This window comes from Pseudomonas sp. KH_046_2 (genome assembly GCF_057838985.1).
Map to the genome: position 1 here is coordinate 2070358 of NZ_CM174480.1, position 14732 is coordinate 2085089.

Genomic DNA, 14732 nt, shown 5'->3' on the forward strand with positions numbered 1-14732 from the left:
AAAAAAGACCTGCAAAAGCAGGTCTTTTTATTTGTGCAGTCAACCCGCCGAGTGGCTGTTACGGATCCGCCGGCGCGCACTGAGTGTCAGGCGGATCGACAGCATCAGCGCCGCACAGCTCAATCCGGCAATCAACCCTTCCCACAGCCCGCTCGGGCCGCTGGCGGGACCGAACCAATCGGTCAGCCCCAGCACGTAGCCGACCGGCAGGCCGATGCCCCAATAGGCGAACAAGGTCAGTATCATCGTCACCCGGGTGTCCTGGTAACCACGCAGCGCGCCCGCGCAGATCACCTGGATGGCATCGGAAAACTGATACAGCGCGGCATACACAATCAACATCGACGCAATCTGGATCACGGCCTTGTCAGGCGTGTAGATCGAGGCGATAGGTTCGCGCAGGAGCAGGATCAGGGCTGCGGAGAACGCCGCGAACACCAGTGCCGCGCCGAGCCCGACCTTTGCCGCGAAGCGCGCCTGCCAGGGATTGCCGGCCCCCAGTGCCTGGCCGACGCGCACGGTCACCGCCATGCCCAGCGAATAAGGAATCATGAACAGCAACGAGCTGATGTTCAGGGCGATTTGATGCCCGGCCACCACGGTAGAGCCGAGACTGCCGATCAACAGGGCAATGACCGCGAAGATGCTGGATTCGGCGAACACGGCGATACCGATCGGCAGGCCAATGCTGACCAGACGCTTGATCACGGCCCATTTCGGCCGGTCGAAGCGCACCAGCACGCGGGTGCGGGCATAGAACGGCGCCCAGAAGGTCCAGCCGGCCATGCTCAACGCCATGAACCACATCACGATGCCGCTGGCCCAGCCGCACCCGACGCCGCCCAGGGCCGGTGCGCCGAAATGGCCATAGATCAACGTGTAGTTCAGGGGGATGTTCAGCAGTAGGCCGCACAAGCCGATGACCATGCTCGGACGGGTCCGCCCCATGCCATCGCTGTAGCAGCGCAGCACGTAATAAAACGCCATGCCCGGCAAGCCGAAGGCGATCCCGTGCAGGTAGCCCATGCTCGGCTCGATCAATTGCGGATCGACTTTCATCCAGTGCAGGATCGGCTCGGCGCCGAGCAGCAGGCCACTGCCGATCAGCCCGACACACAATGCGAGCCACAGCGCCTGGCGTACCAGCGGGCCGATTTCGTCAAGCTGTCCGGCGCCAAAGCGTTGCGCGACCTTGGGTGTGGTGGCCAGCAGGACGCCGGACATCAACAGGTAGACCGGAATCCAGATCGAATTACCCAAGGCCACCGAGGCCAGGTCTCGTGGGCTGACGCGGCCGGCCATCACCGCATCGACGAAGCCCATGGCCGTGGTGGCCAGTTGCGCGATCATGATCGGCAGGGCCAGGCTGAGCAGGCCTTTGAGTTCCAGGCGAACGGGCGTCGTCCGCGCCGGAGCTATGGCGGCGGTATTCTCAATTACAGGGTTCAATAGCGAAACGTCCAAAAGGTTTTGATGCACAGGCGCGCATTCTACGCGTTGACGCGCCAGTCAGGAAAAGACCCGTGTTGTGGATTTGTAATCATCTGCGAGCGGCGTGCTAGGCGCGGTGAGGCATCTACGCCTAAACTGCCGATCCGCCAAAGGAGCCTGCCATGCTGATTGTTGCCGACGAAAATATCCCCCTGCTCGATGCCTTCTTCGGAAGTTTCGGTGAAATCCGCCGGGTACCGGGTCGCGCCATTGACCGTGCCACGGTCGAGCAGGCCGATGTGCTGTTGGTGCGTTCGGTGACCAATGTCAATCGCGCGCTGCTCGAGGGCAGCAAGGTGCGCTTTGTCGGTACGTGCACCATCGGCACCGATCATCTGGACCTGAATTACTTCAAGCAGGCCGGCATCACCTGGTCCAGCGCGCCGGGCTGCAATGCCCGCGGCGTTGTCGACTATGTGCTCGGCAGCCTGCTGACCCTGGCCGAAATCGAAGGTGTCGACCTGAACCGGCGTACCTACGGCGTGGTCGGTGCCGGCGAAGTGGGTGGCCGGCTGGTCAAGGTCCTGCAAGGCCTGGGCTGGAAGGTGCTGGTGTGCGATCCGCCACGGCAGGCCGCTGAAGGGGGTGACTACGTCAGCCTCGAGCAGATCATCGACGAGTGCGACGTCATCAGTCTGCACACGCCATTGACTAAACAGGGTCAGCAATCGACCTGGCATTTGTTCGATGAAAAGCGTCTGAACCAGCTCCGGTCCGGCACCTGGCTGATCAATGCCAGTCGCGGGCCGGTGGTCAACAACGCGGCACTGCGCGACGTGCTGCTGGAGCGCGAAGACTTGCAAGCGGTACTCGATGTCTGGGAAGGCGAGCCTGAAGTCGACGTGGCGCTGGCCGAACTCTGCGTGCTGGCAACGCCGCACATTGCCGGCTACAGCCTCGACGGCAAGCAGCGGGGGACCGCGCAGATTTATCAGGCGTATTGCGATTTCCTCGGGCAACCGGCCCGCGTCAGCCTGAGCGATTTGCTGCCGGCACCGTGGCTGTCGCACGTGACCCTCAATGCGCAAAGCGACCCGGCCTGGGCGTTGGCGATGCTGTGCCGTGGCGTGTATGACCCGCGTCGTGACGATGCCGATTTCCGTCGCAGCCTTGTCGGCAGTGTCAGCGAGCAGCGTGTGGCATTCGATGTGCTGCGCAAGCAATACCCGTCGCGCCGTGAGATCGACGGGTTGCAGGTGCGGATCGAGGGGGATGCGCCTGAGTTGCAGAGGATTGTGGCGGCGTTGGGTGCGACACTGGTTTAAAGACCGCATTGGCCTTATCGCGGGCAAGCCCGCTCCCACAGTTTCCTTGCCGTACACAACATCTGTATCCACCGGAGATCCTGTGGGAGCGGGCTTGCCCGCGAAGGGCGCGCCACGGTCCCGGATTGGATAAGCAGGCATAAAAAACCCGGCCAACAAAGGGCCGGGTCAAGAAGACGGTGGCTATATCACTTTTGTTCGGCAGGTTTGACCAATCGCTTTTCCAGTTCGCTGCAAGCTTTCTGGATCATTTTTTCAGTGATCGGTACTTCGCGACCCTGCTCGTCAATAATCGAGCAACCCAGAGACTGGTCTGGTTGCGTGCGGATCACTTGAATCTTGTCATCGCTGCTGTATTGCAAGGACATGGCCTGTCTCCTCATCAGGTTGTTAGCTTACTGTAGAACCGCCAGGTGACCGGGCTATGACAACTCCCTGCGATCTTTCCGGGGGGACAGAACCAGTCCAGCAGAAATGCCTTCGCCTGGCTACCCGAACTTTAGACCAATAGTGTCTAGCCTCTAGTGTTGCTGGACATAATTAACCTGACTCATTGTGATTTGCAGCGAGCCACCCCATTGAGCGGTATAGGCTGACCCTAATGACTGCTTTGTCCTGGATGATTACGATGCTCTCTGCCCGTCACCGCCGTGCCATTCGCCTGGCCAGCCGTTTCATCGCGCCGTATCGCTGGCAGGCCTTTGGCGCCTTGCTGGCGTTGATCGCCACCGCCGGCATCACCTTGTCCATGGGGCAAGGCATCCGCCTGCTGGTGGACGAGGGGTTCATGACCCAGTCACCGCATCTGCTCAATCAGTCCATCGGTCTGTTCATGTTGCTGGTGGCGGGATTGGCGATCGGAACCTTTGCCCGGTTTTACCTGGTGTCGTGGATTGGCGAGCGCTGCGTCGCCGATATCCGGCGCAACGTGTTCAATCATCTGATTTACCTGCACCCGGGGTTTTACGAAGACAATCGCAGCTCGGAAATCCAGTCCCGCCTGACCGCCGATACCACGCTGCTGCAATCGGTCATCGGCTCTTCGCTGTCATTGTTCCTGCGCAATCTGCTTATGGTGATCGGCGGGATCGTTCTGTTGTTTGTCACCAACCCCAAGCTCACCAGCATCGTGGTGGTTGCCTTGCCCCTGGTGATCGCGCCGATCCTGATCTTCGGGCGCCGGGTGCGTAACCTCTCACGCCTGAGTCAGGACCGGATTGCCGACATCGGCAGCTATGTGTCCGAAACCCTGGGCCAGATCAAGACCGTGCAGGCCTACAACCATCAGGCCCAGGACGAGCGCCGGTTTGCCGTGACCGTGGAAGAGGCGTTCAACACCGCACGCAAGCGCATCTTCCAGCGGGCCTGGCTGATTACCCTGGTGATCGTGCTGGTCCTGGGCGCGGTCGGGGTGATGCTCTGGGTCGGCGGCATGGATGTCATCGCCGGGCGAATATCCGCTGGCGCACTGGCGGCGTTCGTGTTCTACAGCCTGATCGTCGGCAGCGCGTTCGGCACGTTGAGCGAGGTGATTGGCGAATTGCAGCGGGCAGCCGGCGCGGCCGAGCGGATTGCCGAGTTGCTGCGTTCGGAGAACATCATCCTGCCGCCGGTGGCGGGCGCGGTGACACTGCCGGAACGGGTCGATGGCCAACTGCAACTGCACAATGTGCGTTTTTCCTACCCGTCGCGGCCGGAAAGCTATGCCGTCGACGGGTTGAGCCTGACCGTCAATGCCGGTGAGACGCTGGCGCTGGTCGGGCCATCAGGGGCCGGCAAATCCACGGTGTATGACTTGCTGCTGCGTTTTTACGACCCGGCCGAGGGGCGCATCCTGCTCGATGGCGTGCCGTTGACTCAACTCGATCCGCTGGACCTGCGCCGCTGCTTTGCCCTGGTGTCGCAAACCCCGGCGCTGTTTTTCGGCAGCATTGAAGAAAACATTCGCTACGGCAATCCGCAGGCGACGTTGGCCGAGGTGCAGGAAGCGGCAAAAATCGCTTACGCCCATGACTTTATCGAAGCCATGCCCAATGGTTACCAGACTCATCTGGGGGACGGTGGCCTCGGCTTGTCCGGCGGCCAGCGCCAACGCTTGGCCATCGCCCGCGCGTTGCTGGTGGACGCCCCGATCCTGCTCCTCGACGAAGCTACCAGCGCCCTCGACGCCCAGAGCGAACACCTGATCCAGCAAGCGTTGCCGAGCCTGATGAAAAACCGCACCACCCTGGTGATCGCCCATCGCCTGGCCACGGTGAAAAATGCCGACCGAATCGCCGTGATGGATCAGGGGAAACTGGTGGCGGTGGGCACGCATCAGGAGCTTATCGCCAGCAATGCGTTGTATGCGCGGTTGGCGGCGTTGCAGTTCAGTGATGGGCAGAATGCTGTTTCCGACCAAATAACGGGCTAAGAAAAGCGCAATAAAAATGCCCGCATCTTTCAATGCGGGCATTTTTATTGCGGTTAACCAGAACAGCTTGCGGCTTGTAGCTTAAAGCTTGCCGCTGCTCCTCTTATTGATCGTCGAAATACCGCTCATGCCAATCCACGATCGGCTGCGGTGAGTTGAGCTTCTCGCCATAAATCACCGAATACGACAGCACGTTTTGCACGTACTGGCGGGTTTCGTCGAACGGAATGCTTTCCACCCACACGTCGAAACTCAGGTGGTCCGCACCGCGCAGCCATTGGCGCACTCGGCCGGGGCCGGCGTTGTAGGCGGCGGAGGCGAGGACGCGGTTGCCGTTGAACTGGCTGTGCACCTGGCTCAGGTACGCGGCGCCGAGCTGGATGTTCTTGTCCGGGTTGAACAGTTGCTGTGGCGAGCTATAGGGAATGCTGAACTTGCGTGCGGTTTCCTTGGCGGTGGCGGGCATCAGTTGCATCAGGCCCGAGGCGCCGACCCCGGAGCGGGCGTCGTCCATGAATGCACTTTCCTGGCGGGTGATGGCGAACGCCCAGCTCGGATGCAGGCCGCGATTCTTCGCTTCACGCACCAGCGTGTTGCGGTGGGCCATCGGGAAACGGATATCCAGATCGTCCCAATACTGCGCCTGGCTGATGGTGCGGATCGCCGGGAAATACCATTTCAGGTCATAGGCCAGTTTGGCCTGGGCGACCATTTCGTCGCGGCTGAAGTGGCGGCTGACGTGGTACCACTCGCGGCGACCGTCGACAATTTGCCCGCGAGCGTGGAACTCCAGGGCGCGGCGCACGCCGGGAGTGTTGCGCACCTTGTTGATGGTGGCCTGGCTGAGCACCAGCGGTTTGTTGAGCAGCGAGTAGGGCGACTGTGAGCGATCGGCGGCGAGGAAACCATAGAAGTCGCGTTCGCGGGCCAGGTTTTTATAGAGCGTCTGCGCTTCCGGATTCTGCGGTTGCGCCAGTTCCAGGCTGCGGGCTTGCCAGTAACGCCAGCGGTTGGTGGTGGCCAGGTCGTGGGGCAGGCGGCGGGTCAACTGATAGGCATCGTCCCAGCGCGCCAGGCGCAGGAGCAGGCGCAAGCGCCATTCGGAAACCGTGTTGTCGCGCAGCTCCGGATCGTATTTGGTCATGACGTCCAGAGCTCGGCCGTCGAAACGTTTGGCGAGGGTAAGCCCGATTTCCCGGGCGATCGCCACTTTTTCATTCCGGGAGAAGTGCATGCTGCTGGCGTAACCGTCGAGCAGGTTCATGGCCCTGTCCGGGTCCTGGCGAGCCAGGCGGCGCAAGCCGAGGCTGACCACGTCGGACATGGCTTCATCGGCCGGGGTGAAGCGTGACGGCTGGTTGAGCAGTTCCGGTTTCTGCGCCACGTCCACCAGCAAGCGACCGCGAGGGGCGAGGGTGCTCATGCCGTTGACCAGGCTGTTGGCCAGCGGGTAGTTGCGCGCCTGGGCGGCGAGTTTCGCGCGTTCCCAGCGTTTTTGCTCGGTCAGCTGGCCATCGGCGGCCCAGATGCCGAACAGGGCATCGCAGGCTTCGGGCTGGGATTTTCCGGTCAGCCAGAGCTTTTCAGTGTTGGCATAACCTTCGGCCTTGAGGTTGTGGCTGATCTGGTACTGCGCATTCAGGCAGTCCAGTTCGGTGAAGTTCATTTTCGGGTCGTAATACTTGACGAAGGTCGCCCAGTCACCCCGATCCGCCAGCCAGCGCAACCAGCGCAGCTTCATCCAGTTGGCCTGGGGCAGGTCGCCGTGTTCGGCGAGAAACTTCTCGATTTCGGCGTTGCTCGCGGTTTTCAGGCGCGCGGTCAGCTCGTCGTACGCCAGGTAGGGTTCCAGCGGATAATCGGCGAGGGCCTGGCTGTAACGGAAATACGGGCCGCTATCGCCCTTGGCCAGGGCGCGCTTGGCTTCATCGTAATACTGGCGTTGGGTGGACAGGTCCACCGCCTGGGCGGATTGAATGGCAGCGGCAGACAGTAAAAAAGCAGATAAAAGATTGAAAAGGCGACTGCGCATGAGACGTCCGGGCAGAGAGAAATCATGACAAGCGCGGGCCGGGCCCGCGCTGAATTGTCTGTAGCTTAGCCTTTTGCCAGCAGCCGGTGAAAGCTTTGCCGGTCTTCCCGCATCAGTTCGCAACATTTGTCATGCAGAGTGCTACGAGAGTGAAATTGCCGGCCTTCTGAAGCCTCAAGTCAGGTAGAATGCGCGCCCGGTTTTTGGAGAAGCTCATGACCCTGCTCAAATTCAGCGATGTGTCCCTTGCTTTCGGCGCTATGCCGTTGTTGGACAAGGTGTCCTGGCAGATCGCCCGTGGTGAGCGGGTGTGCATCATCGGCCGCAACGGCACTGGCAAGTCCAGCATGATGAAGCTCGTCAAGGGCGACCAGAAGCCCGATGACGGCTCCGTTTGGCGCGCACCCGGGCTCAAGATCGGCGAATTGCCGCAAGAATTGCCGGTGGCCGACGAGCGGACCGTGTTCGACGTGGTGGCCGAAGGCCTGGACGGCGTCGGCGCCTTGCTCGCCGAATATCACCACCTGAGCCAGAACATCGTCACTGACGCCGATCTGGACAAACTGATGCACGTCCAGCACGACCTCGAAGCCCGCGATGGCTGGCGCTTGCAGACCCTCGTCGACAGCACCTTGAGCCGCCTGCAACTGCCGGCCGACAAGACCCTCGCCGAGTTGTCCGGCGGCTGGCGTCGTCGCGTCCTGCTGGCCCAGGCCCTGGTGTCCGAGCCGGACCTGCTGCTGCTCGACGAACCGACCAACCACCTGGACATCGGTGCAATTGCCTGGCTTGAAGAAGCGCTGAAGGATTTCCAGGGCGCCGTGCTGTTCATCACGCACGACCGTTCTTTCCTGCAGAACCTGGCGACCCGCATCCTGGAACTGGATCGCGGCGGCCTGATCGACTGGAACGGCGACTACGCCAGTTTCCTCGTGCACAAAGAAGCCGAACTCGCTGCCGAAGCCACGGCCAACGCGCTGTTCGACAAGCGCCTGGCCCAGGAAGAAGTGTGGATTCGTCAGGGTATCAAGGCCCGTCGTACCCGTAACGAAGGTCGTGTCCGTGCACTGAAAGCCTTGCGCGTCGAGCGCAGCGAGCGTCGTGAGCGTACCGGCAAGGCCAACATCCAGCTGGATACCGCCGACAAGTCCGGGAAGCAGGTGATGGTGCTCGAGAACGTGAGCTTCGCTCATCCGGGCGGCCCGTTCCTGATCAAGGATTTCTCGATGGTATTGCAGCGCGGCGACCGCATCGGTCTGCTGGGCGCCAACGGTACCGGCAAAACGACGTTGCTGAAGCTGATGCTCAGCGGCCTGCAACCGACCAGTGGCAAGGTGGAAGAGGGCACCAGGATCGACGTCGCCTACTTCGACCAGTTGCGCCATCAGCTGGACCTGGAAAAGACCGTGATCGACAACGTGGCCGAAGGTCGCGACTTCATCGATATCGACGGCCAGAGCCGCCACGTGCTGAGCTACCTTGGCGACTTTCTGTTCAGCCCGCAGCGTGCCCGCACGCCGGTCAAGGCGCTGTCCGGTGGCGAACGTGCCCGTCTGTTGCTGGCCAAGCTGTTCAGCAAGCCGGCGAACCTGCTGGTACTCGACGAACCAACCAACGACCTCGACGTCGAAACCCTCGAACTGCTCGAAGAGGTCTTGCTGACCTTCAACGGCACCGTGCTGATGGTCAGCCACGACCGGGCATTCCTCGACAACGTGGTTACCAGCACCCTGGTTTTCGAAGGTGAAGGCAAGGTTCGCGAGTACGTCGGTGGCTACCAGGACTGGCTGCGTCAGGGCGGCTCGCCGCGTCTGCTGGGCGTGACCGAGAGCAAGTCCGGCAAGGCTGACCTGAACTCCGCGGTTGTCAAGGCTGAACCTGCGCCGGTTGCGGCGGCGGTCGAGACGCCAGTGGCGAAGAAAAAGCTCAGCTACAAGTTGCAGCGCGAGCTGGAAGCGTTGCCGGGGCAGATCGAAGCCATGGAGCAGCAGATTGCCGCCGTTGAAGCGCAAATGGCAGATGCCGCCTTCTACCAGCGTCCTGCGGCCGAAACGGCTGCGGTGATTGCTCAGCTGGAGCAGTTGCAGGCTGAACTTGAGATCATGGTCGAGCGTTGGGCCGAGCTGGATGCCTGATTGATCCGGTAACAAAAAAAGCCCGGCGTTCAGTGATGAACGCCGGGCTTTTCATATGCAATGCAATCCCTCTGTAGGAGCTGGCAAGTCAGCTCCTACAGAGGGGGGCGTCAGGATTTGTTCTGCAGGCGCACCGCCAGCACATCGCAAGGCGCGCCATGCAGCACGTCATTGGCGGTGGAGCCCAGCAGCAGTGCCAGGCCGTGTCGGCCATGGCTGCCCACCACGATCAGGTCGCAGGTTTGCTCCTTGGCCAGGTGGTGGATCTCCTGGCGCGGCTGGCCGTAGGTCAGGTGGCTGTATTCCCTGGAGAGCTCCGGATATTTCAGGATCAAGCGTTCAAGTCGCTCCTTGGCCTGGTCGAACTGCTGCTGTTGCAGTTGTGACAGGTCCATCGGCACGTCGCCGCCGAAGGCCATCGCCATCGGCTCGACAATGTGCACCAGCGACAATTTCGCACCGTTGCTCACCGACAGTTCGCGAGCGCGGTGAATCACAGGGTCGCACTCTTCGGTCAGATCTACAGCGACCAGAATATGGTTGTAGGGCATGAGGTGCTCCTCCTGAGGGATGCAATATTGGTAAGTATGGCTGGTTTCAAGCGCATTGGTTCCAAAGTGACACAATGGGCTCATTCAAATTCGGGAGTACAGATATGACGGTCTGGATAGTGGTGTCAATCCTGTTGGTGGTGCTGAGCCCGCTGGCATGGTTGCGACCGTCGCGAGTTCAGAGCGGGCGCATCGCCTTGCGGATGGAGGCCCGGCGCATCGGGCTGGCCATGCAATTGGCGCCCCAGGAGTGGCCGCACTGGCTCAGCCAGGAGCCGCCGAGCCCTTGCGCCCAGTACCATCGTCCACGACGAGGCAGTCAGCCGGCGTGCTGGAGTTACTGGCAAAAATCACCGGGTGTCTGGGTCAATCAATGGCAGGAAATCTGTGAAGATCGGTCGCTGCTCGATCATTTCGAAAAATTGCCAGGCAATGTCTTCAAGGTCGAGGCCGACAAGCAAATAATCGCCTTGTATTGGGGCGAGAAGGGCGAGGCCGAGGTGTTGCAGCAGATCGATGCCACCCTCAAGGCGCTGGCCTGACACCGCAAGCAGTAAAAATCATCAGGCAATAAAAAGCCCGACAAAATCATCGGGCGGGTTGGCCAGGCAGGCCGGTAAAACGGTGTGGGCTGATCTTGCGCTGGGCATTCGCCAAAGCGTTCTACTTTTTTCCCCAGGTTCCGCCAGCGTAGCTTGTTAAACACGGGCTGCAGCGAATTAGGGCGCATTTTCTAACAATTGATTCTATGAATGACCTTGCATGTTTCGGCGTGTTTAAGGTCTTCGCAGTACGGATATGACCGGAAAGTCGCGTTTCAACCCGTGTTTCGGGCGATTGACAATTGTCGGAAATTCCGTGAAGGTGACGTACCCAAATCAAACGGGCGTATGAATTGAGCGTTTGTATTTCAGACCGCTCCTACAGAATCCCGACTATCGCGTTGGCGGGTGTGCCGGGGGAATGGGCGTAGCATTGACGATTGACGTCCCTGCCAAGCCGTTCGCCTGCGTCCGACGTGTACTGTTCAGCTTCCATATCGTGGAGATCAGTTGATGATTTACGAAGGTAAAGCCATCACGGTTAAGGCTCTTGAAAGTGGCATCGTCGAACTGAAGTTCGACCTCAAGGGTGAGTCCGTCAACAAGTTCAACCGTCTAACCCTGAACGAACTGCGTCAGGCCGTAGACACCATCAAGGCAGATGCTTCGATCAAGGGCGTGATCGTCAGCAGTGGCAAGGACGTGTTCATCGTCGGCGCCGACATCACCGAATTTGTCGACAACTTCAAGCTGCCGGATGCAGAACTTGTTGCTGGCAACCTCGAAGCCAACAAGATTTTCAGCGATTTCGAAGACCTCAACGTCCCGACCGTAGCCGCGATCAACGGCATCGCGTTGGGTGGCGGTCTGGAAATGTGCCTGGCGGCGGACTACCGCGTCATGTCCACCAAGGCCAAGATCGGTCTGCCGGAAGTCAAGCTGGGCATCTACCCGGGCTTCGGCGGTACCGTGCGCCTGCCGCGCCTGATCGGTGCCGACAACGCCATCGAGTGGATTGCCGCCGGCAAGGAAAACCGTCCTGAAGACGCGTTGAAAGTCGGCGCCGTCGATGCAGTGGTTGCTCCTGAGCAGTTGCAGGACGCCGCGCTGGAACTGATCAAGCGCGCCATCTCCGGCGAGTTCGACTACAAGGCCAAGCGCCAGCCGAAGCTGGAAAAGCTCAAGCTGAACGCCATCGAACAAATGATGGCTTTCGAAACCGCCAAGGGTTTCGTGGCCGGTCAGGCTGGTCCGAACTACCCGGCGCCGGTTGAAGCGATCAAGACCATCCAGAAAGCCGCGAACTTCGGTCGCGACAAGGCGCTGGAAATCGAAGCTGCCGGTTTCGTCAAGCTGGCCAAGACCTCTGCCGCGCAGAGCTTGATCGGCTTGTTCCTGAACGATCAGGAACTGAAGAAAAAGGCCAAGGCCTACGACGAAATCGCCAAGGACGTGAAGCAGGCCGCCGTACTGGGCGCCGGCATCATGGGTGGCGGTATCGCCTATCAGTCGGCTTCCAAAGGCACGCCGATCCTGATGAAGGACATCAACGAGCACGGTATCGAACAGGGTCTGGCCGAAGCCGCCAAACTGCTGGTTGGCCGTGTTGATAAAGGTCGCATGACCGCCGCGAAAATGGCTGAAGTGCTCAACGGCATCCGTCCTACCCTGTCCTACGGCGACTTCGGTCACGTGGACCTGGTGGTGGAAGCGGTCGTCGAGAACCCGAAGGTCAAGCAAGCGGTACTGGCTGAAGTCGAAGACAAGGTCAAGGAGGACACCATCCTGGCGTCCAACACCTCGACCATTTCCATCACCTTGCTGGCCAAAGCCCTCAAGCGTCCGGAAAACTTCGTCGGCATGCACTTCTTCAACCCGGTGCACATGATGCCGCTGGTGGAAGTGATCCGTGGCGAGAAGTCCAGCGAGCTGGCCGTTGCCACCACCGTTGCCTACGCCAAGAAAATGGGCAAGAACCCGATCGTCGTCAATGACTGCCCGGGCTTCCTGGTCAACCGCGTCCTGTTCCCGTACTTCGGCGGTTTCGCCAAGCTGGTCAGCGCCGGTGTGGACTTCGTCCGTATCGACAAGATCATGGAAAAATTCGGCTGGCCGATGGGCCCGGCCTACCTGATGGACGTGGTCGGCATCGACACCGGCCACCACGGTCGTGACGTGATGGCTGAAGGTTTCCCGGACCGCATGAAGGACGACCGTCGCTCGGCCGTCGACGTGCTCTACGAAGCCAAGCGCCTGGGCCAGAAGAACGGCAAGGGCTTCTACGCCTACGAGACCGACAAGCGCGGCAAGCAGAAGAAAGTGGCCGATCCTTCGGTGCTGGAAGTGCTCAAGCCGATCGTTTACGAGCAGCGCGAAGTCACCGACGAAGACATCATCAACTGGATGATGATCCCGCTGTGCCTGGAAACCGTGCGTTGCCTGGAAGACGGCATCGTCGAAACCGCTGCCGAAGCCGACATGGGTCTGGTCTACGGTATTGGTTTCCCTCCATTCCGTGGCGGTGCGCTGCGTTACATCGACTCGCTCGGTGTGGCAGAGTTCGTTGCCCTGGCTGACCAGTACGCTGATTTGGGCGCGCTGTACCACCCGACCGCGAAGCTGCGCGAAATGGCCAAGAACGGCCAGAGCTTCTTCGGTTAAGCGCCCCCAACTAGAGTGAGAGTGAACTTATGAGCTTGAATCCTAGAGACGTCGTGATTGTCGACTTCGGTCGTACTCCGATGGGCCGCTCCAAGGGCGGCATGCACCGCAACACCCGCGCCGAAGACATGTCGGCACACCTGATCAGCAAACTGCTGGAACGCAACGTCAAGGTCGATCCGAACGAAGTCGAAGACGTGATCTGGGGCTGTGTGAACCAGACCCTGGAGCAGGGCTGGAACATCGCGCGCATGGCGTCGCTGATGACCCAGATCCCGCACACCTCGGCCGGCCAGACCGTCAGCCGCCTGTGTGGCTCGTCCATGAGCGCTCTGCACACTGCCGCGCAAGCGATCATGACCGGCAACGGTGACGTTTTCGTGGTGGGTGGCGTCGAGCATATGGGTCACGTGAGCATGATGCACGGTGTCGATCCGAACCCGCACATGTCGCTGTATGCGGCGAAAGCCTCGGGCATGATGGGCCTGACCGCGGAAATGCTGGGCAAGATGCACGGCATCACTCGCGAGCAACAGGACGCTTTCGGCGTGCGCTCCCACCAACTCGCCCACAAGGCGACCGTGGAAGGCAAGTTCAAGGACGAAATCATCCCGATGCAGGGCTACGACGAGAACGGTTTCCTGAAAACCTTCGACTACGACGAAACCATTCGTCCGGAAACCACCCTGGAAAGCCTGGCGGCTCTGAAGCCGGCGTTCAATCCGAAGGGCGGCACCGTGACAGCTGGTACCTCGTCGCAGATCACCGATGGTGCCTCGTGCATGATCGTGATGTCGGCGCAACGTGCACAGGACCTGGGCATTCAGCCTCTGGCGGTGATTCGCTCGATGGCAGTGGCAGGTGTGGATCCGGCAATCATGGGCTATGGTCCAGTACCGGCCACACAGAAAGCACTGAAGCGCGCGGGTCTGAGCATCTCCGACATCGACTTCTTCGAGCTCAACGAAGCTTTCGCCGCACAGGCCCTGCCAGTGCTGAAAGATCTGAAAGTGCTCGACAAGATGAACGAGAAGGTTAACCTGCACGGCGGCGCGATCGCCCTGGGCCACCCGTTCGGTTGCTCCGGTGCGCGTATCTCCGGCACTTTGCTCAACGTGATGAAGCAAAATGGCGGCAACCTCGGGGTAGCCACCATGTGCATTGGTCTCGGCCAAGGCATCTCCACCGTCTTCGAACGCGTTTAAGCGTCTCGTTGATGGAAGCCGGGGCCAAGTGCCCCGGTTTTTTGTTTTTCCGGATTTATTTTTGTTTTTATTTTGAAAAAATTTGAGTGAGGGCCAAAGCATGCCGATACAACCTGGGCTCTACCAACATTACAAAGGTCCGCAGTACCGCGTTTTCAGTGTTGCGCGGCATTCGGAAACCGAAGAAGAAGTGGTCTTCTACCAAGCCCTGTATGGCGATTACGGCTTTTGGGTGCGTCCCTTGAGCATGTTCCTGGAGTCCGTCGAGGTTGACGGCGAACAGGTGCCACGCTTTGCTTTGGTGCAGGCCGAAAAAAGCCTTTTTAACAAGCCATAAGCTGAGTGCGCGCAAAACCCTGCGCTTGACCTCACCTTGTTGCCACTATATATAGCGGTGCCGCGTCAGGCGCCAACCGCCTTTCACTTCTCGAATTCAG

The 14732-nt window shown here is 60.2% G+C and carries 11 protein-coding genes; 7 read left to right on the forward strand and 4 right to left on the reverse strand.

From position 1 onward, the window contains the following. Nucleotides 1-39: 39 nt before the first annotated feature. The gene (locus tag AC3IX1_RS09460; protein WP_489387954.1) at nt 40-1449 is read right to left on the reverse strand and encodes an MATE family efflux transporter; all 1410 of its coding nucleotides are present in this window, start codon (nt 1447-1449) and stop codon (nt 40-42) included. 164 nt (nt 1450-1613) lie between these two features. On the opposite strand from AC3IX1_RS09460, the gene pdxB reads away from it, so the two are divergent. After that, on the forward strand, nt 1614-2756 hold the full coding sequence (gene pdxB, locus AC3IX1_RS09465) for a 4-phosphoerythronate dehydrogenase PdxB (RefSeq protein ID WP_489387955.1): 1143 nt from the start codon (nt 1614-1616) through the stop codon (nt 2754-2756). Between the two features lie 188 nt (nt 2757-2944). Here pdxB and AC3IX1_RS09470 read toward each other — a convergent pair whose 3' ends face one another. Beyond that, on the reverse strand, nt 2945-3124 hold the full coding sequence (locus AC3IX1_RS09470; RefSeq protein ID WP_150755204.1) for a PA1571 family protein: 180 nt from the start codon (nt 3122-3124) through the stop codon (nt 2945-2947). A 251-nt stretch (nt 3125-3375) separates the two neighbouring features. On the opposite strand from AC3IX1_RS09470, the gene AC3IX1_RS09475 reads away from it, so the two are divergent. Beyond that, nucleotides 3376-5169 (forward strand): ABC transporter transmembrane domain-containing protein, encoded by a 1794-nt coding sequence (locus AC3IX1_RS09475; RefSeq protein ID WP_489388708.1) that lies wholly within the window; start codon nt 3376-3378, stop codon nt 5167-5169. A gap of 103 nt (nt 5170-5272) precedes the next feature. Here the strand turns inward: AC3IX1_RS09475 and AC3IX1_RS09480 are convergent, their stop codons facing one another. Beyond that, nucleotides 5273-7201, reverse strand: a complete 1929-nt coding sequence (locus tag AC3IX1_RS09480) for a transglycosylase SLT domain-containing protein (RefSeq protein WP_489387956.1) — start codon at nt 7199-7201, stop codon at nt 5273-5275. Nucleotides 7202-7416: 215 nt separating this feature from the next. Between AC3IX1_RS09480 and AC3IX1_RS09485 the strand changes: the two genes are divergently transcribed. Further along, on the forward strand, nt 7417-9336 hold the full coding sequence (locus AC3IX1_RS09485) for an ATP-binding cassette domain-containing protein (RefSeq protein WP_489387957.1): 1920 nt from the start codon (nt 7417-7419) through the stop codon (nt 9334-9336). Between the two features lie 110 nt (nt 9337-9446). Here the strand turns inward: AC3IX1_RS09485 and AC3IX1_RS09490 are convergent, their stop codons facing one another. Continuing rightward, the gene (locus tag AC3IX1_RS09490; RefSeq protein ID WP_116261700.1) at nt 9447-9887 is read right to left on the reverse strand and encodes a universal stress protein; all 441 of its coding nucleotides are present in this window, start codon (nt 9885-9887) and stop codon (nt 9447-9449) included. Nucleotides 9888-9991: 104 nt separating this feature from the next. Here AC3IX1_RS09490 and AC3IX1_RS09495 point away from each other — a divergent pair, with 104 nt between their 5' ends. The 4 genes from AC3IX1_RS09495 (at nt 9992) to AC3IX1_RS09510 (ending at nt 14632) form a co-directional block, all read left to right on the forward strand. Then, a complete protein-coding gene (locus AC3IX1_RS09495) occupies nt 9992-10429 on the forward strand; it encodes a hypothetical protein (protein ID WP_347907686.1) in 438 nt (145 codons plus the stop codon). A 513-nt stretch (nt 10430-10942) separates the two neighbouring features. Beyond that, on the forward strand, nt 10943-13090 hold the full coding sequence (gene fadB / locus AC3IX1_RS09500; RefSeq protein WP_489387958.1) for a fatty acid oxidation complex subunit alpha FadB: 2148 nt from the start codon (nt 10943-10945) through the stop codon (nt 13088-13090). A 29-nt stretch (nt 13091-13119) separates the two neighbouring features. Next, the gene (gene fadA, locus AC3IX1_RS09505; RefSeq protein WP_489387959.1) at nt 13120-14295 is read left to right on the forward strand and encodes an acetyl-CoA C-acyltransferase FadA; all 1176 of its coding nucleotides are present in this window, start codon (nt 13120-13122) and stop codon (nt 14293-14295) included. 100 nt (nt 14296-14395) lie between these two features. Beyond that, nucleotides 14396-14632 carry a DUF1653 domain-containing protein gene (locus AC3IX1_RS09510; RefSeq protein WP_489387960.1) on the forward strand — a complete coding sequence of 79 codons (237 nt, stop codon included), beginning with the start codon at nt 14396-14398 and terminating at the stop codon, nt 14630-14632. Nucleotides 14633-14732: the final 100 nt, after the last annotated feature.